Origin of the sequence: Listeria cossartiae subsp. cayugensis (assembly GCF_014229095.1) — a bacterium.
Taxonomy (GTDB): Bacteria; Bacillota; Bacilli; order Lactobacillales; family Listeriaceae; genus Listeria; species Listeria cayugensis.
Window position 1 is genome coordinate 455,650 of sequence record NZ_JAARZC010000002.1, and the last position, 23,770, is coordinate 479,419.

The 23,770-nt window shown below is 42.3% G+C and carries 21 protein-coding genes and 1 pseudogene; 18 read left to right on the forward strand and 4 right to left on the reverse strand.

All coding sequences use genetic code 11. The annotated features are described in order from the left end of the window. Positions 1-26 precede the first annotated feature (26 nt). The 3 genes from HCB49_RS09370 (at position 27) to HCB49_RS09380 (ending at position 2,764) form a co-directional block, all read left to right on the forward strand. Positions 27-1,310 carry an NCS2 family permease gene (locus tag HCB49_RS09370; RefSeq protein ID WP_185604778.1) on the forward strand — a complete coding sequence of 428 codons (1,284 nt, stop codon included), beginning with the start codon at positions 27-29 and terminating at the stop codon, positions 1,308-1,310. An 81-nt stretch (positions 1,311-1,391) separates the two neighbouring features. Continuing rightward, on the forward strand, positions 1,392-1,856 hold the full coding sequence (gene lspA, locus HCB49_RS09375) for a signal peptidase II (protein WP_008948184.1): 465 nt from the start codon (positions 1,392-1,394) through the stop codon (positions 1,854-1,856). Then, positions 1,856-2,764 carry an RluA family pseudouridine synthase gene (locus HCB49_RS09380; RefSeq protein WP_185399128.1) on the forward strand — a complete coding sequence of 303 codons (909 nt, stop codon included), beginning with the start codon at positions 1,856-1,858 and terminating at the stop codon, positions 2,762-2,764. Before lspA ends, HCB49_RS09380 begins: the two co-directional genes overlap by 1 nt. 18 nt (positions 2,765-2,782) lie before the next feature. Here the strand turns inward: HCB49_RS09380 and HCB49_RS09385 are convergent, their stop codons facing one another. After that, positions 2,783-3,607 (reverse strand): STAS domain-containing protein, encoded by an 825-nt coding sequence (locus tag HCB49_RS09385; protein ID WP_185604779.1) that lies wholly within the window; start codon positions 3,605-3,607, stop codon positions 2,783-2,785. An 88-nt stretch (positions 3,608-3,695) separates the two neighbouring features. After that, positions 3,696-3,926, reverse strand: coding sequence for a ribosome rescue factor BrfA (gene brfA, locus HCB49_RS09390; protein WP_185480847.1), 231 nt, complete (start codon positions 3,924-3,926; stop codon positions 3,696-3,698). Between the two features lie 231 nt (positions 3,927-4,157). Here brfA and pyrR point away from each other — a divergent pair, with 231 nt between their 5' ends. The 10 genes and pseudogenes from pyrR (at position 4,158) to pyrE (ending at position 15,702) form a co-directional block, all read left to right on the forward strand. Then, positions 4,158-4,709 carry a bifunctional pyr operon transcriptional regulator/uracil phosphoribosyltransferase PyrR gene (gene pyrR, locus HCB49_RS09395; protein ID WP_185604780.1) on the forward strand — a complete coding sequence of 184 codons (552 nt, stop codon included), beginning with the start codon at positions 4,158-4,160 and terminating at the stop codon, positions 4,707-4,709. Between the two features lie 128 nt (positions 4,710-4,837). After that, positions 4,838-6,124, forward strand: a complete 1,287-nt coding sequence (locus HCB49_RS09400; protein ID WP_185480845.1) for a solute carrier family 23 protein — start codon at positions 4,838-4,840, stop codon at positions 6,122-6,124. 83 nt (positions 6,125-6,207) lie between these two features. After that, positions 6,208-7,119 (forward strand): aspartate carbamoyltransferase catalytic subunit, encoded by a 912-nt coding sequence (locus HCB49_RS09405; RefSeq protein ID WP_185480844.1) that lies wholly within the window; start codon positions 6,208-6,210, stop codon positions 7,117-7,119. Beyond that, a complete protein-coding gene (gene pyrC / locus HCB49_RS09410; RefSeq protein WP_185604781.1) occupies positions 7,107-8,387 on the forward strand; it encodes a dihydroorotase in 1,281 nt (426 codons plus the stop codon). Before HCB49_RS09405 ends, pyrC begins: the two co-directional genes overlap by 13 nt. Further along, positions 8,384-9,475 (forward strand): carbamoyl phosphate synthase small subunit, encoded by a 1,092-nt coding sequence (locus HCB49_RS09415; protein ID WP_185480842.1) that lies wholly within the window; start codon positions 8,384-8,386, stop codon positions 9,473-9,475. Before pyrC ends, HCB49_RS09415 begins: the two co-directional genes overlap by 4 nt. Further along, entirely contained in the window at positions 9,468-12,680 is a 3,213-nt protein-coding gene (gene carB, locus HCB49_RS09420) for a carbamoyl-phosphate synthase large subunit (RefSeq protein ID WP_185604782.1), read from the forward strand. Before HCB49_RS09415 ends, carB begins: the two co-directional genes overlap by 8 nt. Before the next feature lie 19 nt (positions 12,681-12,699). Next, positions 12,700-13,467: pseudogene (locus HCB49_RS09425) on the forward strand (dihydroorotate dehydrogenase electron transfer subunit); the annotation flags it as partial. Beyond that, positions 13,464-14,378 carry a dihydroorotate dehydrogenase gene (locus HCB49_RS09430; RefSeq protein WP_185604784.1) on the forward strand — a complete coding sequence of 305 codons (915 nt, stop codon included), beginning with the start codon at positions 13,464-13,466 and terminating at the stop codon, positions 14,376-14,378. The pseudogene HCB49_RS09425 and the gene HCB49_RS09430, both read left to right, overlap by 4 nt. Next, on the forward strand, positions 14,375-15,076 hold the full coding sequence (pyrF, locus tag HCB49_RS09435) for an orotidine-5'-phosphate decarboxylase (protein WP_185604785.1): 702 nt from the start codon (positions 14,375-14,377) through the stop codon (positions 15,074-15,076). The genes HCB49_RS09430 and pyrF overlap by 4 nt, the downstream gene beginning before the upstream one ends. After that, on the forward strand, positions 15,073-15,702 hold the full coding sequence (gene pyrE, locus HCB49_RS09440; protein ID WP_185604786.1) for an orotate phosphoribosyltransferase: 630 nt from the start codon (positions 15,073-15,075) through the stop codon (positions 15,700-15,702). The genes pyrF and pyrE overlap by 4 nt, the downstream gene beginning before the upstream one ends. A 40-nt stretch (positions 15,703-15,742) precedes the next feature. Here the strand turns inward: pyrE and HCB49_RS09445 are convergent, their stop codons facing one another. Beyond that, positions 15,743-16,342, reverse strand: coding sequence for a short chain dehydrogenase (locus HCB49_RS09445; RefSeq protein WP_185396897.1), 600 nt, complete (start codon positions 16,340-16,342; stop codon positions 15,743-15,745). A gap of 87 nt (positions 16,343-16,429) precedes the next feature. Further along, complete coding sequence (gene fbpA, locus HCB49_RS09450; RefSeq protein WP_185604787.1) at positions 16,430-18,142, reverse strand: Rqc2 family fibronectin-binding protein FbpA; 1,713 nt, start codon at positions 18,140-18,142, stop codon at positions 16,430-16,432. 156 nt (positions 18,143-18,298) lie between these two features. Between fbpA and HCB49_RS09455 the strand changes: the two genes are divergently transcribed. The 5 genes from HCB49_RS09455 to priA all read left to right on the forward strand — a co-directional run bounded on the left by HCB49_RS09455 (position 18,299) and on the right by priA (position 23,763). Beyond that, positions 18,299-19,174, forward strand: a complete 876-nt coding sequence (locus tag HCB49_RS09455) for a YicC/YloC family endoribonuclease (protein ID WP_185604788.1) — start codon at positions 18,299-18,301, stop codon at positions 19,172-19,174. An 18-nt stretch (positions 19,175-19,192) separates the two neighbouring features. Then, entirely contained in the window at positions 19,193-19,810 is a 618-nt protein-coding gene (gene gmk, locus HCB49_RS09460; RefSeq protein ID WP_003725659.1) for a guanylate kinase, read from the forward strand. Beyond that, positions 19,810-20,013, forward strand: a complete 204-nt coding sequence (gene rpoZ, locus HCB49_RS09465; RefSeq protein WP_003728294.1) for a DNA-directed RNA polymerase subunit omega — start codon at positions 19,810-19,812, stop codon at positions 20,011-20,013. Before gmk ends, rpoZ begins: the two co-directional genes overlap by 1 nt. A gap of 152 nt (positions 20,014-20,165) precedes the next feature. Continuing rightward, on the forward strand, positions 20,166-21,365 hold the full coding sequence (coaBC, locus tag HCB49_RS09470) for a bifunctional phosphopantothenoylcysteine decarboxylase/phosphopantothenate--cysteine ligase CoaBC (RefSeq protein ID WP_185604789.1): 1,200 nt from the start codon (positions 20,166-20,168) through the stop codon (positions 21,363-21,365). A 4-nt stretch (positions 21,366-21,369) separates the two neighbouring features. Then, positions 21,370-23,763, forward strand: coding sequence for a primosomal protein N' (gene priA, locus HCB49_RS09475; RefSeq protein ID WP_185604790.1), 2,394 nt, complete (start codon positions 21,370-21,372; stop codon positions 23,761-23,763). Positions 23,764-23,770: the final 7 nt, after the last annotated feature.

Genomic DNA, 23,770 nt, shown 5'->3' on the forward strand with positions numbered 1-23,770 from the left:
GGACAATTTCATAATGAGGAAAAAGTATGCAGAAATTTTTCAACAAAGTATTTCGGCTGAACGAGCATAAAACCAATATCCGGACCGAATTTTTGGCTGGTATGATTGGCTTTTTTACGGTGGCATATATTATTGTCGTCAATAGCTCGATTTTAGCGGAGGCTGGAGTTCCTTATCAAGGAGCAGTCCTTGCGACGATCTTTATTTCGGCGTTAGGTTGTTTGATTATGGGATTTTGGGCAAATGCACCGCTTATTCTAATGCCTGGGATGGGGATTAATGCGCTCTTTGCGTACACCCTTGTTCAAGGAATGGGACTAAGTTGGCAGGTTGCACTCGCTGCTGTTACGATGAGTGGCTTACTATTTATGATTCTTGCGTTTACACCACTGGCAGGAAAACTAAATGAAGCTATTCCGCTGATTTTAAAACAAGCGATTACGGTTGGGTTAGGTTTATTCTTAATCTTCCTAGGGCTTGAGAAGGGCGGAATCGTCACGCGCGGGAAACATGCTATCATTGCCGTTGGAGATTTAGGCGATCCATTCGTTTTAGCAACACTTGTGACGCTACTATTAACGATGATTTTAGTTATTCGAAAAATTCCAGGCGCTTTCTTATGGAGTTTAATAATCGGAACAATCGTTGGTGTGATGTTTGGTGTTGCCGGGAAAGCTGGAGGTGCTTCGATAAGCGTTGCGCCGTGGAGCGATGTGCTCTTTAAAGCTGATTTTTCCGGAATGGCGAGTGTTGGTTTTTGGAGTGCCGTCTTTACGATGACGATGGTAATTGTGTTTGAAACGGTTGGACTTACAAATGGACAAGTAAGACAACTCAAGCAAACCGAAAAATTACCACGGATTTTAAAAGCTAGCTCCCTGACAGCCTTTTTATCTGGCTTATTTGGTACAAGCCCAACGATCTCTGCACTTGAAAGTGGCTCGATGTTTGCGAGTGGAGCAAAAACTGGTCTAGCAACAATTACGACTGGACTGTTCTTTATCGCATCCCTTTTCTTAATGCCGGTATTATCTTTTATTCCGAACAGTGCAATTGCGCCGATTTTAATTATTATCGGTATGTCGATGCTGCAAGAATTTAAAGAAATAGATTTATCGAATGCGGCAGAAACTTTTTCAGCACTACTGATTATTGTATTAATCCCGCTGACGTACAGTATTGCAGACGGAATTGCGGCTGGTTTTATCGCGTATCCTATTCTTCGTGCCTTCACGAAAAACGAGGAACGTACTTCACCAGTCATGTATGTAATTGCAGCTTTATTTTTGCTTCAATTTATCATACAATAACAAAGAAGTAATGCGCTCTTCTTATCTTTACAGGGGAGCGCGTACTTTTTATCTAACTGATGTGAAAAGAGGGTTCGGAAAATGTATTATTATCTAATCACCCTAGCTGTAGTTGCGCTAGATCAATTGACTAAATGGATTGTTGTTCAAAATATGGAAATTGGACAGAAAATAGAAGTTATTCCTGGTTTCTTATACTGGACAAGCTACCGTAATGACGGAGCGGCTTGGAGTATTTTAGAAGGGCATATGTGGTTTTTCTATCTTATTACTGTTGTTGTTATTGGAATTATAATTTATATTATGCAAAAATATGCCAAAGGAAAACGACTATTTTCTATTAGTTTAGCGTTTATTCTAGGTGGTGCGATTGGTAATTTTATCGACCGGGTCTTGCATCAAGAGGTAGTAGATTTTGTACAAACAGTATGGGGAAATTATTACTTCCCAATCTTTAATGTGGCAGATGCCTCGCTTTCAGTTGGTGTCGTACTAATGCTCGTGTATGTTTTTGTAGACGACCGCAAAACGAAAGGAATTAAATAATGCAGAATGAAACATTGATTATAGAAGAAAGCCACGCGCGCGAACGTGTGGACAAAGTGATTGCTGAAATGATGGGAAAAAGTCGTTCAGCGATTCAACTCATGCTAAAAAATGGCGATATCACAGTAAATGGTGAACTTGCTAAACCAAATTACAAAGTACAAGTAGGCGACGAAATTCATTATGAAGCTCGTGAACCAGAAGAGCTTGAAGTATTAGCGGAAGATATTCCACTTGATATTTACTTTGAAGATAAAGATATGCTCGTTGTTAATAAACCAGAAGGAATGGTTGTTCATCCATCCGCGGGACATGCAAGTGGCACACTCGTGAATGCGTTACTATTCCACTGTGATGATTTATCCGGCATTAATGGCAAAATTCGTCCAGGCATTGTTCACCGAATTGATAAAGATACATCAGGCTTACTAATGGTTGCCAAAAACGACCACGCTCATGAATCATTAGCCAAGCAATTAAAAGACAAAACTTCTGATAGAGAATATATCGCACTTGTCCACGGCGACATTGTTCACCAAAAAGGAACGATTGAAGCACCGATTGGCCGAGCAAAAGAAGACCGTCAAAAAATGGCTGTCGTGCGCGATGGGAAAGAAGCAAGAACACATTTTGAAGTGTTGGAACGTTTACCCGGTTTCACTTTAATTAACTGTAAACTAGACACTGGTCGTACACACCAAATCCGTGTCCACTTGAAATATATCGGCCATCCGTTAGCGGGCGATCCAAAATATGGACCGAAAAATACGATTAAAGGCAATGGCCAATTTCTCCATGCCGCGAAACTAGGATTCGACCACCCGACAACAAACGAACGAATGACATTTGAAGCGCCACTACCGAGTTCGTTTGAAAAAGCATTAAAAACGTTACGACAAGAAGATTAAAAAAAGAAGCAAGAACACCTATATACGGGCGTTTCTTGCTTCTTTTTCTTTCATAAGTGCTTTCGTTGCTTGGCGCAAAGTAGCGTAGGTTTTGATGCCGTGTTGTTCTGTAAGACTAGCTTGTACCATTATTTTGGCCATTTGTGGTTGCATACCAGTGATGATTGGTGTGACGCCGACTAATTTCAGCGAAGAGAAGAAATGTTCAATATACTCGCCGATGCGTGGTGACTCTAATTGCATACCAGATAAATCAATGATTAAATAGTTCACTGGCTGTTCACAAGCTTCATAAAGCGCCGTCTCGGTAATTTGTTTTGCGCGCTCGTCGGTGATTTTACCAATCAATGGCAAAAGAAATACTTTTTCGGCGATCCAAATGAGTTTGGTGGATTCTTTAATAAGTTGATTTTCTTTTTGGTGCATCATTTGCTCTGTCGCGTAGGTATAACCTTCAATTAAATGTTGGGTGAAGCTACTAAAGACTTGATGCAGTTTAATACTAAATAAATACAATTCGCGGAAGTTCGTGGGTTCGACATTATTCTCGGAAGCATAATCAAGCAGAAATTCTTCCAGCAAACGAATATGGAATAAAATATGCGAAATGCCAAGCGAAGTAATGAACTGCGCTTTTCCTAACTCATGGGCGAAAGTGTTCATTTGCCCCAAATCCTCTGTCATCCCGATAAATAAATTTTCTAAAACAAAGCCCGTTTCATCCATTAAACGTTCATCGTTTTTGAGTGTAAAAATGTACGGATCATCAACCGATACATAATACGTAAGCCAGCCTTTCACAACGGTTTCTTTCTGTTGTAATAAGCTTTTCATAATGCTCATTTTGTTCACCTCTATAAGTACATGTTTTTAGCTATTACAGCATAGCACAAAGCGCTAATGAAATGGACTGATTTCCGGACCGAGACAATTATTTTAAGCTGCTAATATGTACAAATTGTGAAAACTTAAAAAAGGTCACAAAAAAAGAATCATCTCTTTGGTGATTCTGCTGTTTCTTACTATAAAGATATCCTTTTTTTGTTTTCGTTTGTTTCGAGCTTAAATCGATTAGGGCGAAGGGGCTGCGTTTGATTTCAGGATTTAAGTGACCCTCACGCACTAACTTTTGGCGCTGTTTTTTTGCTTTAGATGTAGCCATAGATGTGGCCTCCTTTATTTTATTATATGTAGTATAACATATTTTCTGTTTTTTTGATTGACAAGAGAAGTTCTATCAGTTAAGATAAGTCTAATGAAATAAAGTCCTTTAACATAGTCCAGAGAGGCTAAGAAGGTGACGATAATTTGACGGGTTATTTGTATACTCGTACGCGTTCCCTTGCTTACACTGGCAGAGGGTTATTTTTTTGCACAAAAGGAGAGATTTCGGATGCAAAAACAAGTAGTTGTCATGGACGAGGCGGCAATCAAACGTGCGCTCACTCGGGTTAGTTACGAAATCATCGAGCGAAACAAAGGCACGAAGAATTTAGCGCTTGTCGGTATTAAAACTCGTGGTATCTATCTTGCAGAGCGTTTGCATACACGGATACTTGAAATCGAAGGTATTGATGTGCCTGTTGGGGATATTGATATCACACTTTACCGAGATGATTTATCTTTCAAAGATAACGAATCTCGCGAGCCAGCTGTACACGGAACGAACATTCCATTTGATATAAGTGGGAAAAAGGTCGTCCTTGTAGATGATGTGCTCTACACTGGTCGCACCGTGCGTGCCGCAATGGACGCATTAATGGATGTAGGCAGACCAGCGCAAATTCACCTTGCAGTACTTGCTGACCGGGGCCATCGAGAGCTACCGATTAGAGCAGACTACGTAGGAAAAAACATTCCAACATCAGGTAACGAGCGAGTAGAAGTTCGCCTAACCGATGTGGATAACGAAGAAGATGCGGTTATTATTAACAAAAATGAATAACAATGTAACACTTTTTTAAAAGCAGTCCTGTGAGGCTGACAAAGAGTGATTAATTTCTATAGGGGATTATTCTATACTCTTTGTCGACACAGACAAGGGGTATTTTTTATGAAGAAAGAGGGAAGAAAATGACAGAAACGACAGAAACAGTGACAAAACCAGTACTAGATATACACGAACGACCAAGCTTTAATAAATGGATTATTCTTAGCATCCAGCACCTTTTCACCATGTTTGGCTCCACTATCTTTGTGCCAAGTGTGACAGGGTTAAGTCCGGGAGTAGCGCTTGTATCTAGCGGGCTCGGGACACTAGCTTATCTAGGAATTACTCGCGGGAAAATTCCCGCATATCTAGGGTCTTCCTTTACTTTTATTGCACCAATCACCGCATTACTTGCAGCAAAATCTGGCGGAGGGCCGGGCGCTGTTATGGTCGGAACGTTCTCAGTCGGAGTTGTATACGCGATTGTGTCCTTGATTGTTTACTACGCGGGTGTTGACTGGATCCAAAAGGTTTTACCGCCAATTGTTGTTGGACCAGTAATCATGGTTATCGGTTTGTCACTTGCTCCAAGTGCAGCGGCGATGGCGATGGGGACGAACAATGGTAAATACAGTTTAGAAACCTTGGCAGTAGCAGTAATTACGCTCCTTGCAACCATTATCGCAATGATGTTTTTCAAAGGATTTATGGGCTTAATTCCAATTTTATTCGGCTTCACAGTCGGTTACTTAACGAGTATGGCATTCGGAATGGTGGATTATACGTTAATCAAAAATGCGTCTTTCTTCCAAATTCCAGATTTCAGTATTCCATTCGTTAATATTGACCCAGTTATCACGGTTACAGTTGTTCTCAGTATGGCGCCACTTGCGTTTGTTACGATGGCGGAACATATGGGACATCAATTACTACTTAATCGAATTACAAATAAAAACTTCTTTAAAGACCCAGGGCTTCATCGTTCCTTGCTCGCGGATGGTACGGCTTCGATTATCGCATCGTTAATCGGCGGACCACCTGTAACAACTTACGGTGAAAACATTGGCGTTCTAGCAATTACAAAAGTATATAGCGTGTTTGTTATCGGAGGGGCGGCAGTTTTCGCCATTCTCTTCGGATTTATCGGTTACATTAATGCAGTTATCACCTCGGTTCCAACAGCAGTTCTAGGCGGAATTTCCCTGCTACTCTTTGGGGTTATTGCGACAAGCGGACTTCGAATGATGATTGAAAACAAAATTGACCTAAGTGTTAATCGTAATATGATTATTGCTTCCGTTGTACTAGTAGTCGGAATTGGTGGCTTGTTCATTCAAGCAGGATCATTCCAACTGTCTGGCATGGCGCTCGCAGCAGTTATTGGGATTATTTTAAACTTAGTCTTACCAGCCGAGCATAGATCAGCCTGACATACTACATGACAAAAAACCTCTGCAGATATAATACTCCAGAGGTTTTTCTATAAAATGAAACAGAAAAGGTGGCGCTTTAAATGAAAAATTTGTTGTCAATGGAAGCATTAACCGTCCATGAAATCGAGCATTTATTAGAGCAAGCGGCACAATTTAAACGCGGCAAAAAAGCCACTTTTAACGAACAGGCTTTTGCGGTCAATATGTTTTTTGAACCGAGTACGAGAACGCATACGAGTTTTGAAGTAGCGGAGAAAAAGTTAGGTGTCGAGGTAGTTTCCTTTGATGCAGCGAGCTCTAGCATGACTAAAGGCGAAACACTTTACGACACACTACTCACGATGCAAGCGGTCGGAGTGAATGTTGCGGTGATCAGGCATTCAGAAGAAAACTACTACGCAGGGCTTGAAAACTTAGATATTGCGATTGTAAACGGCGGGGACGGCTGCGGGGAGCACCCGAGTCAATCACTGCTCGACTTATTCACGATAAAAGAACAATTTGGTACTTTTCAAGGGTTGAAAGTAGCAATTGCTGGCGATATTCGGCATAGTCGGGTAGCGAATTCCAATATGAAAGTGTTAAAAAGGCTTGGGGCGGAATTGTTTTTCTCTGGACCGAGCGAATGGTTTGATGAAAGTTACTTAGCATATGGCACGTATTTACCGGTCGATGAGATGGTTGAAAAGGTGGATGTGATGATGCTTTTACGAGTACAACATGAGCGCCACAGTGGAACAGAACAATTTACTAAAGAAAGCTATCATGAACAATTTGGGTTAACGGTGGAACGGGCGGCAAAATTGAAAGCAGATGCGATTATTATGCATCCAAGCCCAGTGAATCGCGACGTGGAAATTGCTGATAGCTTAGTCGAAAGCGAAAAATCACGCATTGTGACGCAAATGACAAATGGCGTTTTTATACGGATGGCAATTTTGGAAGCTATTTTAAAAGAACAGGAAAAGAGGGCGAAATTATGTACGTATTAAAAAATGGGCAAGTGTTAAACGAAGCAGGCGAGCTTGAGAAGAAAGATGTACTCATTCAAAATGGCAAGGTTAACTTGATTGCTGATTCGATTGAAGTAACAAGCGGCAAAGAATTTGATGCAACTGGAAAACTGATTGCTCCCGGATTTATCGATGTCCATGTACACCTTCGCGAGCCAGGCGGCGAACATAAAGAAACCATTTTGACAGGAACGCAAGCAGCTGCACGCGGTGGTTATACGACGATTTGCTCGATGCCGAATACGAAGCCTGTTCCAGATTCCAAAGCAGTAATGGAACGTTTGCAAGCGAAAATCAAAGAAACGGCTGAGGTGCGCGTGTTGCCATATGCGTCAATTACGACAAGTCTCGGTACGGACGAGTTGGTAGATTTTGAAGCGTTAAAAGAAGCGGGCGCATTTGCTTTCACGGATGACGGGGTGGGCGTGCAGCTAGCTGGAACGATGTATGAAGCGATGAAACGGGCGGCGGCGCTGGATATGGCGATTGTGGCGCACTGTGAAGATAATTCGCTTATCTACGGCGGTGTGGTCCATGACGGGATTTTTGCAGAAAAAGAAGGACTCAAAGGAATTCCAAATATTGCCGAGTCTGTCCAAATTGCACGGGATGTTCTGTTAGCGGAAGCGGCGGGCTGTCACTATCATGTTTGCCACATTTCGACCAAAGAATCGGTTCGGGTTGTGCGTGATGCGAAACGGGCGGGAATTCGTGTGACTGCCGAAGTTTCGCCACATCACTTAATTTTAGATGAAGAAGATATTCCGGGAAATGACGGTAACTGGAAAATGAATCCACCACTTCGCAGCAAAGAAGATCGGGCGGCACTTTTAGAAGGGTTACTGGATGGAACGATTGATTTTATCGCGACAGACCATGCACCACACGCAGCTGAAGAAAAAAATGTGCCGATGGAGCAAGCGGCTTTTGGCATCGTTGGTTTAGAAACAGCTTTCCCACTACTATATACACATTTTGTCAAAACGAACGAATGGACTTTAAAACAACTGATTGACTGGATGACGGTGAAGCCAGCGGAATGCTTTAAACTACCGTACGGCAAACTAGAAGTAGGCGCGGTGGCGGATATCGTCGTACTTGATTTAGAAAAAGAAGCGAATATCGACTCAGCTACTTTTTACTCAAAAGGAAAAAATACACCATTTGTTGGAGAAACGTGTATCGGTTGGCCGGTAGCCACGTTTGCAGAAGGAACGCTTGTATACAATGAGGGGGAAATCAAATGACAAAGCGAATTTTAATGCTAGAAGACGGTAATTATTTTATCGGTGATGCAATTGGTAGTGAAAAAGAAACTATCGGCGAAGTAGTGTTCAATACGGGAATGACGGGCTACCAAGAAACGATTACAGACCCTTCTTACTACGGTCAGATTATCACTTTTACGTATCCACTTGTTGGCAATTACGGCGTGAACCGCGACGATTTTGAATCGATTAACCCAGCTGTCAAAGGGGTTGTCGTGCGTGAAGCGGCAGAATATCCTTCCAACTGGCGCAACCAAATGACATTGAATGAATTTTTAAAAGAAAAAGGGATTCCGGGAATTGCGGGAATTGATACACGGAAATTAACAAAATTAATCCGTAAAGAAGGCACTTTAAAAGGGATTTTGGCAGCAGAAACGGCAGATAAAGAAGAATTACTACATCATTTGCGCTCGGTTCGCTTGCCGGTTGACCAAGTGCATGAAGTTTCCTCGGCTAAAGCATTTGCAAGCCCGGGCGACGGGAAACGAGTGGTGCTAGTGGATTACGGCGTGAAAAGCTCGATTTTGCGAGAACTAAATAAACGGAACTGCTATGTGACGGTTGTTCCTTATAATACGACTGCGGAAGAAATTATAGCGATGCATCCGGACGGCGTAATGTTATCAAATGGGCCTGGGGATCCGAAAGATGTTCCAGAGGCGTTAGAAATGATTCGCGGGATTCAAGGCAAATTGCCACTATTCGGAATTTGCTTGGGGCACCAACTGTTTGCGCTTGCGAATGGGGCGGATACGTTCAAACTAAAATTTGGCCATCGTGGTGCGAATCATCCTGTGAAAGAGCTGGCAACAGGGCGCGTCGATTTCACCGCGCAAAACCATGGTTATGCGGTAGAAAAAGAATCGCTTATTGGTACAGATTTAAAAGTAACACATATTGAATTAAATGATGAAACGGTGGAAGGGCTGGCTCATAAAGAATTCCAAGCATATACGGTACAATATCATCCAGAAGCAAATCCGGGACCGAGTGATGTGAACTACTTATTTGATGAATTTATGGAAATGATGAATGGGAAAGAGGAGGGTGAATTACATGCCTAAACGTGACGATATAAAAACAATTCTTGTAATCGGCTCTGGCCCGATTGTTATTGGGCAAGCAGCAGAGTTTGATTATGCTGGAACGCAAGCCTGTCTTAGTTTGAAAGAAGAAGGATATCGGGTTGTTTTAGTGAACTCGAATCCAGCGACAATTATGACAGATGCGGAAATGGCGGATAAAGTTTACATTGAGCCAATTACGCTTGATTTTGTATCGCGCATCATTCGCAAAGAGCGCCCGGATGCCATTTTACCAACGCTTGGGGGACAAACGGGGTTGAATATGGCGATGGAACTATCTGCGGCAGGAATTTTGGATGAATGTAACGTGGAAGTGCTTGGGACGGATTTAACGGCGATTAAAAAAGCGGAAGATCGCGAAGCTTTCCGGGATTTGATGAATGAATTAGGCGAGCCTGTGCCAGAAAGCGACATTATCCATAATTTGGACGAAGCGTACACGTTTGTGGAACGTATCGGCTATCCAGTTATCGTTCGCCCGGCTTATACGCTTGGTGGCTCTGGTGGCGGGATTTGCCACAATGAACAAGAATTAATTGAAACGGTAACGAGTGGTTTAAAACTGAGTCCAGTAACACAATGTTTACTGGAAAAAAGTATCGCTGGTTTTAAGGAAGTCGAATATGAAGTAATGCGTGACGCGAATAATAATGCGATGGTCGTTTGTAACATGGAAAATATTGACCCAGTTGGCATACATACGGGTGATTCGATTGTTGTTGCGCCGAGCCAAACGTTATCCGACCGCGAATATCAACTATTGCGCGATGTGTCGCTCAAAATTATCCGCGCGCTTGAAATCGAAGGTGGCTGTAACGTTCAGCTGGCACTTGATCCGGATAGCTACAACTACTATGTTATCGAAGTAAACCCGCGTGTCAGCCGTTCTTCTGCGCTAGCTTCTAAAGCAACTGGCTATCCGATTGCCAAACTAGCAGCGAAAATCGCAGTTGGCTTAACGCTGGATGAAGTTAGAAATCCAGTAACTGGAACAACATACGCCCACTTTGAACCAACGCTAGATTATGTGGTTGCTAAAATTCCGCGCTTTGCTTTCGACAAGTTTGAACAAGCAGATCGTCGCCTTGGAACGCAAATGAAAGCAACTGGAGAAGTCATGGCAATCGGCCGTTCATGGGAAGAAGCACTTCTAAAAGCAGTGCGCTCACTAGAAATCGGCGCGGACCATCTTTTACTAGAAGAAGCAGAAAACGCCGACGAAGAAACATTAGAACGCAAAATTTGCTTCCCAGAAGATGATCGCTTATTCTTCTTAGCAGCAGCCTTACGCCGTGGCCAAACAATCGAACAACTACATGCGAAAACTAAAATAGATTTATTCTTCTTATATAAATTAAGCAAAACGATCGAACTAGAAAACCGCATCAAAGAAAATCCGCAAAATCAAGATATTTTGGCAGAAGCGAAACGGGCTGGTTTTTCCGACGCTTTCCTTGCGACTTGCTGGAATATCGACGAACAAGCGATTTACGACTTACGAAAAGCACAAAATCTTTTCCCAGTGTACAAAATGGTTGATACTTGTGCAGCTGAATTCGAATCGACAACGCCATATTTCTATAGCACTTATGAAGAGGAAAATGAGTCAACTCGGTCAGCGAAAGAAAGCGTGATTGTGCTTGGATCTGGTCCGATTCGGATTGGACAAGGGGTAGAATTCGATTATGCGACAGTGCACTCGGTGTGGGCTATTCAGCAGGCAGGTTACGAAGCGATTATCATCAATAATAACCCAGAAACCGTTTCGACCGACTTTAGTATTTCAGACAAACTGTACTTTGAACCTTTAACGCTGGAAGATGTCATGCATGTGATTGAAATCGAGCAGCCACTTGGGGTTGTCGTACAATTCGGAGGACAAACAGCGATTAACTTAGCAGACGGTTTAGCAAAACGTGGCGTGAAAATTCTCGGTACAAGTCTAGAAGATACCGACCGCGCGGAAAACCGTGATGCCTTTGAAAAAGCATTAGAAATCTTAGAAATCCCGCAACCAGCTGGGAAAACAGCCACTTCGGTAGATGAAGCAATCAAGGTAGCGACTGCTATCGGCTATCCTGTCCTTGTCCGTCCATCTTACGTGCTTGGCGGCCGGGCAATGGAAATTGTGGAATCAGAAGAAGCGCTAAAACATTATATGACGAACGCGGTAAAAGTAAATCCGAAACACCCAGTTTTAGTAGACCGTTATGTGAGCGGTCAGGAAGTAGAAGTGGACGCAATCAGTGACGGCGAAAACGTCTTAATTCCGGGAATCATGGAACACATCGAACGTGCCGGTGTCCATTCCGGTGACTCGATCGCCGTATACCCAGCCCAACGTCTAAGTGAACAAGTGAAAAACACGATTGTTGATTATACGACTAGACTGGCAACTGGCTTAAACATCATCGGTATGCTAAACATTCAGTATGTCGTGGACGGCGAAGAAGTTTTCGTTATCGAAGTAAATCCGCGTTCCAGCCGGACAGCGCCATTTTTAAGTAAAATTACCGAAATTCCGATGGCAAATGTGGCAACTAGAGTGATTCTAGGTGAGAACTTGATTGACCTTGGTTACACGCCAGGACTTGCGCCAGAAAAACAAGAAATTTTTGTTAAAGTGCCGGTGTTCTCTTTCGCGAAATTGCGTAGTGTTGATACTTCGCTTGGACCTGAAATGAAATCAACCGGAGAAGTTATGGGGAAAGATGTTACTTTAGAAAAAGCACTCTACAAAGGTTTTGTAGCAAGCGGAACAACGATGCATGATTACGGAACAGTACTTCTAACAGTAGCTGACCGCGATAAAGAAGAGGCTGTTGAGCTAGCTGCAAGATTCAACCGCATCGGCTTCACTATCATGGCGACAAAAGGAACAGCGAGCACGCTAGAAGAAGCCGGAATTCCAGTTTCGCAAGTGAAAAAAATCGGGGAAAATCAAGAAACGCTAATTGACTACATCCGAAATGGCCAAGTAACGCTCGTAGTAAATACCTTAACAACTGGCAAACGTCCAGAACGTGACGGCTTCCAAATTCGCCGCGAATCTGTCGAAAATGGCATTCCGGTTTGTACTTCGCTTGATACGGCAGAAGCCATTTTGCGAGTACTGGAATCACGCTCTTTTGAACTCGAATCAATGAATACTAGTGAAGTAAAACAACCGAAAGCACGTGTATAAATAGAAGAAACGGGGTGGAACCGTGTTACAGACGGAAATGAAAGTCATTCAGCAAACCGAAATTGCCGATAAAGTATACGAACTAATTTTAGCAGGGGAATGTGTGGCTGATATGTCACCGGGGCAGTTTTTAATGCTGAAACCGAGTCGTTCTGATTTACTCATGAGACGACCAATCAGTATATGTTCTTATGATAAAACGGCGCAGACATGCATTTTGCTCTACCGGGTAGAAGGAGATGGGACGAAAGATTTTAGCGCGCTTGTGGAAGGGGATACGATCGATGTGTTAGGTCCGCTTGGAAAAGGGTTTGATATCACTGCAACTCCCGCGCCCAAAACCGCTCTTTTAATCGGCGGTGGAATCGGCGTCCCTCCTATGTATCAACTAGGCAAAGAGTTAGCTGAAAAAGGCGTAGAAGTCACGTTTGTAAATGGGTTTCAATCTGCGAAAGATAGTTTTTATGCAACAGAAATGGCGGAGTACGGCACGGTGCATATTGCGACAGTGGATGGCTCGCTTGGCACACAAGGTTTCGTCACAGATATAACAAAAAGTTTTCCAGAAGAACCAGATGTTATCTACAGTTGCGGACCAAAAGCGATGCTCCAAGCAGTGAAAGCTAGTTTTCCAGAAACGAAGACATATCTTTCTTTAGAAGAACGAATGGCTTGCGGTATCGGGGCTTGTTACGCCTGCGTTTGTCCAAAAGCAGAGGATGCGAATAAGCAATTTAAAGTGTGCGAAGATGGCCCAGTTTTTCGTGCGGATGAGGTGAAGTTATGAACCGATTAGCTGTAGAAATTCCCGGATTAGCACTTAAAAATCCGATTATGCCAGCATCAGGATGTTTTGGCTTCGGACAAGAATATAGCAAATACTACGATTTAAATGAACTTGGCGCGATTATGGCTAAAGCTGTCACACCAGAACCTAGACTTGGAAATCCCACCCCGCGAGTAGCAGAAACAGCGAGCGGGATGCTCAATGCTATCGGTTTACAAAATCCGGGATTGGAACATGTTTTAGCTCACGAACTTCCATTTTTAGAACAATTCGAAACACCAATCATCGCCAATGTGGCAGGTGCAACAGAGGATGACTATGTCCAAGTCTGCGCCCGAATCGGTGAATCCAAAGCAGTAAAAGCCATCGAACTCAATATTTCCTGCCCGAATGTGAAGCACGGTGGTATCGCATTCGGAACAGATCCGGAAGTAGCGCACCGTTTAACCAAAGCTGTGAAAAGTGTCGCCAGTGTACCAGTTTACGTTAAATTATCACCCAATGTAGCGGATATAGTTTCCATCGCCCAAGCAATCGAAGCAGCCGGAGCAGATGGGCTGACGATGATTAACACCTTACTCGGGATGCGCATTGATTTAAAAACAAGAAAACCAGTTATCGCCAATGGAACAGGTGGACTTTCTGGTCCCGCGATTAAACCAGTCGCAATCCGAATGATTCACCAAGTCCGTGCCGTAAGTAATATCCCAATTATTGGTATGGGTGGCGTGCAAACAGTGGACGACGTGCTAGAATTCTTAATCGCTGGAGCAGATGCAGTAGCAGTAGGCACAATGAATTTCACCGATCCATTTATTTGCCCGAAATTAATTACTGAACTGCCAAAACGAATGGACGAACTCGGCATTTCTTCCCTACAAGAACTAAAAAAGGAGCGAGCAACTCAATGAATAAACCCATTATCGCGCTAGATTTCCAAACGTATGAAGAAGTAGAGAGCTTTTTAGCCAAATTTTCTGGAGAGACATTATCCGTCAAAGTTGGCATGGAACTTTTTTATAGCAACGGTCCAGTCATTGTTGAAAAGATAAAACAACAAAATCACCAAATTTTTCTGGATTTAAAACTTCACGATATCCCGAATACAGTCAAAAGCGCGATGATTGGCTTAGCAAAATTAGGCGTTGATATGATCAATGTGCATGCAGCTGGCGGGAAAAATATGATGGAAAGAGCTCTGGAAGGTCTTGAAATAGGTTCAGTGAGCGGTAAACGTCCAAAAATTATCGCTGTGACACAACTGACAAGTACAAGTGAAACAGATATGCAAACGGATCAATTAATCAAAACGAGTCTGCTAGAGTCCGTGCTACACTATAGCGATTTAACGAAACAAGCCGGGCTAGATGGCGTGGTTTGTTCCGCACTTGAAGCAGAAGCCATTAAACAACAAAATGGCGCTGACTTTTTACGTGTAACACCAGGCATTCGACTGGCGAGTGACGCAGCAGATGATCAAATCCGCGTTGTAACGCCAGAAAAAGCACATTTGATAGGCTCGTCGAACATCGTCGTCGGTCGCTCCATCACCCGCGCAAATGACCCAGTAGCAGCTTATAATCAAGTTTTAAAGGAGTGGAATGCATGAGTATCGAAAAACAAGTAGCCGAACAATTGTTAGCAATCAAAGCCGTATTTTTAAAACCAAATGAGCCATTTACGTGGGCATCAGGAATTAAATCACCCATTTACTGTGACAATCGCCTAACATTAGGTTTTCCAAAAGTTCGCCAGTTTATCGCTCAATCACTAGCGGAAAAAATTAAGCAAACGTTTGGCGAAGTGGATGTCGTTGCAGGCACCGCAACAGCTGGAATACCACATGCCGCATGGGTGAGCGATTTACTAGATTTACCAATGGTCTACGTTCGTTCAAAAGCAAAAGAACATGGCAAAGGAAACCAAATCGAAGGACCAATCGCTAAAGGTCAAAAAGTAGTCGTAATTGAAGATTTGATTTCAACAGGTGGAAGCTCACTGAAAGCAGTGGAAGCTTTAGAGGAAGCGGGAGCAGAAGTCGTTGGTATCGCGGCCATTTTTACATATGGATTAGACAAAGGGAAAAAGTTACTTGAAGAAGCTGATACAAAACTAGTGACCTTAACAAACTACGACGAGCTAATTGAAGTAGCTTTAAACGAGAAATACGTGACACCTGAAGATATGGCAACGTTAAAAGAATGGAAGAAGAACCCTGAAATTTGGGGTAAATAAAAAGAAGCTCACCTATTCTAAAGGTGAGCTTCTTTTTCTATTAATATACTTGATAACTTTGGCCAGTTTGGGCGCCAAAAACACTTTTTTCAAACGCACGAGCGACTTTTGCAGCTGGAACTGGTAGGAACCCTTGGAAAAAAGGTTCTAATTTATCCCAAGATTCTTCTAATACATTCGGACTCACTGTATTAATCCGAATTCCGCGCGGCATTTCAATCGCAGCAGATTTAGCAAAAGCAGTCACCGCGCCATTTGCCATTGCGGCAGAAGCCCCTTGAACAATTGGATCTTCCATCATAATTCCAGTAGTAAGCGTGAAACTGCCATGATCATTCAATGAATCAATACCAAGTAAAACGAGATTAATCTGACCGCCTAATTTACTGCTAATTGTCACCGCATTTTTCTCAGGCGTTAATTCCGTTAAAGGTGAAAAAGTGGCACTGCCTGTTGCTGAAACTATCGCATCGACTTTGCCAACTTGGGCATACATTTTTTTAATACTATCGATACTCGTAATATCTACCGTCACATCGCCACTATGTCTGCCCGCTGTTATCACATCCGCCTTTTTCTCCAAACGGTCTTTCACCGCAGAACCAAGCGTACCAGAAGCACCGATTAATAAAATTTTCATTCGTTTATCATCCTTCCAATTAAAAAGTAAAGTCAGTTAACATCTACCCTAAAAATAGAAAGAAAAAACGGCTCCGAGAAGGAACCGTTAATTTTTTAAGGCTAATACAAGCTTTTCATCTGGTGTAACAAAATAAGTCGTTTGGTTATCGTAAATCACATAGCCGGGCTTGGCGCCATTTGGTTTTTTAACGTATTTTACGAGCGTACCATCGACTGGAACGGTGGCGGATAGGCGCGCTTTTGAGTAGTAGGCGGCAATCATCGCAGCTTCTGTAATCGACGTGTCATCGGGACTGCTTGATTGAATCACTACATGCGAACCGGGCAAATCTTTCACGTGGAACCAATATTCATTATTCCGAGCTAATTTATTCGTTAAATAATCATTTTGCTTATTGTTTTTCCCGACTAAAATCGTTAGGCCTGTCGAAGAAGTGTATTTTTCGGGTGCTGGTAAAGTAGCTTTTTTGCGGCTACCTTTTTTCTGTTTGTAACGCAGGTAACCTTGTTCAGCGAGTTCTTGGCGGATTTCTTCCACATCTTCTGGACCGGACGTTTCTAGTTGTGACTCAACTGACTCTAAATAAGTAATTTCTTCTTTTGTCAGTGCGATTTGCTCTTTTACCACTTCGACCGCATTACGCAGTTTTTGGTAACGGCTAAAATAACTTTGCGCATTGGCAGACGGTGTTTTTCGAGTATCAAGCGGAATCGTCATTTTTTTCATATCATCGTAAAAATTTTCTACAGTGATTTCAGCCATGCCGCGCTCCATTAAATGTAAGTTGGCAGTAAGCATTTCGCCTTGGATACGGTAAATATCTGCTTTTTCTGTTTCGAGTAACGTGTTTTCGAGTTTTTCGATTTTCAGTCTACTGCGAGCCAGTTCATTGGATAATAGTTTTTCCAAATCATGCGCGAATTGGTGGACGCGATCACGACGTGCTTTGCCAATGTAAAAATGGTCTAAAAGTGTGCTCAGATTAGCGAATTCTGTTGCTTCTGCATCGACATGACGGAGCGGGAAGAAATAGTAATCTTCTTTATTTTGGATGCGCCACTCGTTTGGAACAGCTGCACTTCCTAGATGGTCGTTCACAAGTCCCATTACTTCAAAAAAGGCAGCGACAAGCGAATCTGCCGTTAAGTTTCCAGCGCGAAACACAATTTCCCGAGCAAGCAAAGGGCTGAATCCCGCAAAGTTTTGGACGAGCTGTTTATCAATTCGACCCGCTGGAAAATCAAGTCTATCCAGAATTTGCTCCGCGGTAACCTCGAATGGATTCAATTTGTCTGTTGCTGGTGGTAAAACATATGTTGCTCCCGGCAAAAGTGTTCGGTAACTATTTTGCGCTGGGGAAACGTGTTTAATACAATCGACAATCACGTTTTTTGCACGATCGACAAGTGTGATATTACTATGCCGTCCCATAATTTCCACGAATAAATCACAAAAGCGATTTTCGCCAATATCATCTTTGCCGCGAATACTAAATTGTAAAATCCGTTCATTTGGAAGCTGTGTAATTGACTCAATAATTGCGCCTTCTAAATATTTCCGGAGTAACATACAAAACATCGGCGGGGTTGCTGGGTTTTCAGGGATATCATCGGTCCACTGAATGCGCGCATAGCTAGGGTGCGAGGAGATAAGTAGACGTTTATTTTCACGGTTTTTACGGATATATAAAACAAGTTCATGCGAAAACGGTTGGTGGATTTTCATAATGCGGCCACTTTCTCCGTGTTCGGCAAGTTCTTCGGTCATGGATTTTAAAAACATTGCATCAAACGCCATTAGTTATTCATTCCTTTGTGAGTTAGTTACTTTCTATTTTAACATACATTCTGAAAATGTATTGTATGCAAGGAGTAGCTTTGGTATAATAAGAAGTCAGAACAAATTTCAAGTAATCTTAGAGGGAACTTTAAGTTATGAAAGGTGTCTTGCCGAATGGTGAAAAGCATGACGGGATTTGGGCGTGCAACGAAAGAATTGGAAGCGTTCAAAGTAACCATTGAATTAAAAGCAGTCAACCACCGCTATTCCGAATTTCTTTTTCGGATGCCAAAGCAGCTCGCTTATTTAGAAGGGAAATTAAAAAAGACCGTAAGTAAGCAAATCAAACGTGGTAGAATTGAATGTTTCTTTTCCATCACAGGAGAGCAAATTTCAAAACGTGCACTACATATTGATTGGGACCTCGCAGACAGCTATTACCGTTTTATTAAACAAGCAAGCGCTAGATATGAATTACAAGCATTACCAACGATGACCGATTTACTTCAAGAACAAGCGTATCTTTCTATTGAGGAAGAAGTAGAAGCAAGTAGCGAATTAGAACAACTAGTTTTAGACACACTTGCCCGCGCAACCGAGCGTTTGGATGAGATGAGAAGGATGGAAGGCACAGAATTACTGCTTTATTTCAAACAACATCTTACCGCACTCGAGAACAGCTTGGAAATCATTCAAGCCGAAATTCCAAACACAGAAAAACATTATCAAGAAAAAATCGAAACACGTTTACAAAATGTTGTAGGCGAACAATTTGATCCTAGTATCGTTCTTACCGAAGTCGCAATGCTACTTGAAAAGGCAGACATTAACGAAGAAGTCGAACGAACAAAGAGCCATTTAAAGCAATTTTATGGTATTATTTTACTCGAAGAACCAATTGGTCGGAAGCTGGATTTTCTTATTCAAGAGATGAACCGCGAAGTCAACACGATTGGATCCAAAGCCAGTTCTCTGAAAATCACCGAACAAGTGGTGGAAATGAAAACGACGCTAGAAAAAATTCGAGAGCAAGTGCAAAATGTGGAATGATATGCAGGAGGGGAAATGATGACAGAAAGAGGACTGTTAATTGTACTTTCAGGTCCATCTGGAGTAGGTAAAGGAACTGTTCGGGAAGCTGTTTTTAAAGATCCGGAAACAAGTTTTGATTATTCTATTTCTATGACAACGCGTCTTCCGCGTGAAGGCGAACAAGACGGGGTCGATTATTATTTTCGTTCAAGAGAAGTTTTTGAACAAGCTATCAAAGACGGAAAAATGTTAGAATATGCAGAGTACGTCGGTAACTATTACGGCACTCCGCTTGAATATGTCGAGGAAAAACTTGCCGCAGGAGTGGATATTTTTCTCGAAATTGAAGTACAGGGAGCAATGCAAGTTCGAAAAGCGATGCCAGAAGGAATTTTCATTTTCTTAACGCCACCAGATTTATCCGAACTAAAAAACCGGATTATCGGTCGCGGCACAGAGTCGATGGAAGTTGTTGAGGAACGCATGGAAACAGCGAAAAAAGAAATCGAAATGATGGCGTCTTATGATTATGCTGTGGTGAATGATGTTGTAGCAAACGCCGTACAAAAAATCAAAGGCATCGTCGAAACAGAACACTTAAAAACTGAGCGAGTAATTCATCGCTACAAAAAAATGTTGGAGGGATTACAATGATGTTATATCCATCAATTGATAATTTATTGTTAAAAATCGACTCAAAATATTCGCTAGTTACAGTGGCCGCTAAACGTGCGCGCTACATGCAACTGGAAAATGATAAAGGCGTATTGCCAAGCTACCAATCAGACAAATTTGTTGGTAAAGCGTTAGAAGAAATTCACGCTGGAAAATTAGTTTTACAAAACGACGATAAATAAGCTTAACTGCTCCGCTTTCTTGCGGGGCTTTTTTGTTAGTTAGACGCATCATAAAAATAAGCGGAAATGTCGTTTCTTCATGGTTTTGTCCTGCCTTAATTTAAGGTATAATGGAAGTAATGATTTTTATATTAAAATGAGGTGACTTATCGATGCAAGGAAAAAATATCTTACTCGCAGTGTCTGGTGGCATTGCTGTTTATAAAGCAGTCGCACTTACAAGTAAATTAACGCAAGCCGGAGCAAACGTCAAAGTCATGATGACCGAGCACGCACAGGAATTTGTCCCACCGCTTTCGTTTCAAGTATTATCTAAAAATGACGTTTATACTGATACATTTGACGAAAAAAAATCTAGCGTAGTCGCGCATATCGATTTAGCAGACTGGGCTGATTTAGTTATTGTCGCACCAGCAACCGCAAATGTGATTGGCAAAATGGCAAATGGCATCGCGGACGATATGGTAACAACAACGATTCTTGCAACTGAAGCGCCAGTTTGGGTAGCACCAGCAATGAATGTCCATATGATTCAGCATCCAGCAGTCATTCGAAATATTAATCAACTATACGCAGATGGAGTCCGTTTTATCGAGCCAGAAGAAGGTTACTTGGCATGTGGCTATGTTGGCCGCGGTCGCCTCGAAGAACCAGAAAAAATTGTTCTCCGTATTGCTGAATTTTTTCAAGAAGATAATGATTTATTACGCGATAAAAACGTCCTAGTAACAGCCGGCGCGACTCGCGAAAAACTAGATCCAGTACGCTATTTCACCAACCATTCTACAGGCAAAATGGGCTTTAGTATTGCCGAATCCGCCGCTCGTCATGGCGCAAACGTTACACTCGTTACGACAAGCAAGGCACTTCCCGTACCGCCTGGTGTAGAAGCAATTTACGTTGAATCTGCAGAAGAAATGTACCAAGCTGTGAATGAGCGAAAAGTCGCGCAAGATGTTTTTGTGATGACGGCTGCCGTAGCGGATTACACGCCAGCACAAGTTTCAGACCAAAAAATCAAAAAACAACCAGGCGATTTTACGATTGAAATGAAACGAACAAAAGACATTTTACTCGAAATCGGTCAACATAAAACAGCCGAGCAAGTCGTGATTGGTTTTGCCGCAGAAACCGAAAACTTAGAAGCCAATGCACTAAAAAAACTAACGTCCAAAAATGCTGATATGATTGTCGCAAATAATATTAGCGAAGCTGGCGCAGGTTTTTCTGGAGATACGAATATCGTGACATTTTATCGTAAAGATGGTTCCAGCGAGGCGTTACCGATACTAGACAAAAAAGAAGTTGCTGAACATATCATCGAAGAAGCTGCTAACTTTTTAAGGAAGTGAACGAATGATTAAGATTGCGAAAGTAATTGTGGACGTGCCCGCCATGCAAGTGGACCGTCCATTTGATTATTTTATTCCAGAAGATTTAGAAGAACTTATTCGCCCTGGCATGCGAGTGAGTGTCCCGTTTGGAAATCGTAAAATACAAGGTTTTGTTGTCGCCCTTGGTGAAACAGAAGAAAATCCGAAATTAAAAGGTATTGATGGCGTGATGGATTTAGCACCAGTTTTGAATGAGGAACTGATGGAACTAGGCGACTGGTTGGCGGAAGATACGCTTAGTTTTCGCGTTTCAGCTTATCAAGCCATGTTACCAGCTGCACTACGAGCGAAATATGAAAAATATTTTTTGCGATTAGACGAAGAAAACGAAGAACTAGAACAGCTATTTGAAGGCTATGAAACGCTTGATTGGAAAGTAGCTGAAGCACGCGGTTTGCTCAAACAAATTGGCAAATGGGTGCAAGAAGGTAGCGTGGAAGTTGTCTACCAAGTGAAAAATAAAATCACCAACAAAAAAGTTCGCGTTGTGAGTTGCCTAAAAGCGCCGCATCAATTAGCTGAAATAATAGAAGATATGCCCAAAAATGCCAAAGCACAGTCACGCGTACTTGCCTTTTTTCAAGCTTTCGAAGGTCCAGAAATTACCGCAGTCGAACTGAAAAAGCAAGCCGAAACAACGGATGCAACCATCAAAAAATTAGTAGACCTAGGTTTGCTCACTATCCAAGAAAAAATCATTTCGCGCGACCCATACGAAAACCACCAATTTGAAAAAAGCGAATCACTTGAGTTACTACCAGACCAACAAACGGCTTGCGAGAAAATAAGCGCAGCATCAGAACAAGAAACTTTCTTAATTCATGGGGTTACCGGAAGCGGGAAAACTGAAATATACTTACAAACAATCGAAGCCAAACTTAAAGAAGGCAAAGAAGCAATCGTTTTAGTACCAGAAATCTCTTTAACACCACAAATGGTTGAACGTTTCAAAAGCCGTTTTGGAAGTGAAGTGGCGGTGTTACACAGTGCGCTTTCTTCAGGAGAAAAATACGATGAATGGCGCAAAATTGAACGAAAAGAAGCTCGCGTGGTCGTTGGAGCTCGTTCCGCCGTATTTGCTCCATTTGAGAATCTCGGCATTATTATTATCGACGAAGAACACGAAGCTAGTTATAAGCAAGAAGATAATCCGCGGTATCATGCAAGAGATGTAGCGATTTGGCGCGCAACAAAATACCAATGTCCGGTCGTTCTCGGCAGCGCCACCCCGTCACTTGAATCTTTTGCAAGGGCGAAAAAGGGTGTTTATACGTTAATTGAATTGCCGAGCCGGGTCAATGATCGCGCAATGCCGGAAGTGAATGTCGTGGATATGCGCGAAGAACTACGCAAAGAAAACCGCACTGAATTTTCGACCGAACTATTAGAAAAAATCAAAGACCGAATCGCCAAAAAAGAACAAACGGTTTTAATGCTGAATCGCCGCGGTTATTCTTCCTTTGTGATGTGCCGGGATTGCGGTTATGTCGTGGAATGCCCGAATTGCGATATTTCACTCACTTATCATCAATCAAGCAACCAAATGAAATGCCATTACTGCGGCCATGAAGAACGCGTACCGCAAAAATGCCCAAGCTGTGAAGGCGAGCATATTCGCTATTTTGGAACAGGTACCCAAAAAGTAGAAGAAAGCTTAACAAAATTAATTCCAGAAGCCCGCGTTATTCGAATGGATGTTGATACAACTCGAACAAAAGGCGCCCATGAAAAGCTACTCAACAGCTTTCGTAATCACGAAGCCGATATTTTGCTCGGAACACAAATGATTGCTAAAGGGCTAGACTTTCCAGATATTACGTTAGTAGGGGTATTGAACGCCGACACGATGCTCCATTTACCAGACTTCCGCGCCTCAGAACGAACTTTCCAATTACTCACACAAGTAAGCGGACGGGCAGGGCGCCACGAACGAACCGGTGAAGTAGTCGTGCAAAGCTACAATCCAGAACATTACAGCATCGAATTCGCCAAGAAGCATGATTTTATCGGCTTTTATAATCACGAAATGCAACTGCGAAAAATGGGCTCTTATCCGCCATTTTATTACTTAACGATGATTAATGTTAGCGATGAAAATGAAATGAAAGCCATTCGCACCATTCAAGAAATGGCCCAATTTTTACGCGGGAAGTTAGGTCCAGATGCCGTCATTCTTGGCCCTGTACCAAGCACCATCACCCGAATCAAAAACAAATATCGCTACCAGTGCATTATAAAATATAAAATCGAACCAAACTTAAAAAAAGAACTAAAAACATTAATCACCCATTATCAAAAAGACCAACAAAAAGGTTTAACAATCACGATTGACGTGCAACCTTACGTATTAATGTAGAAGGAGC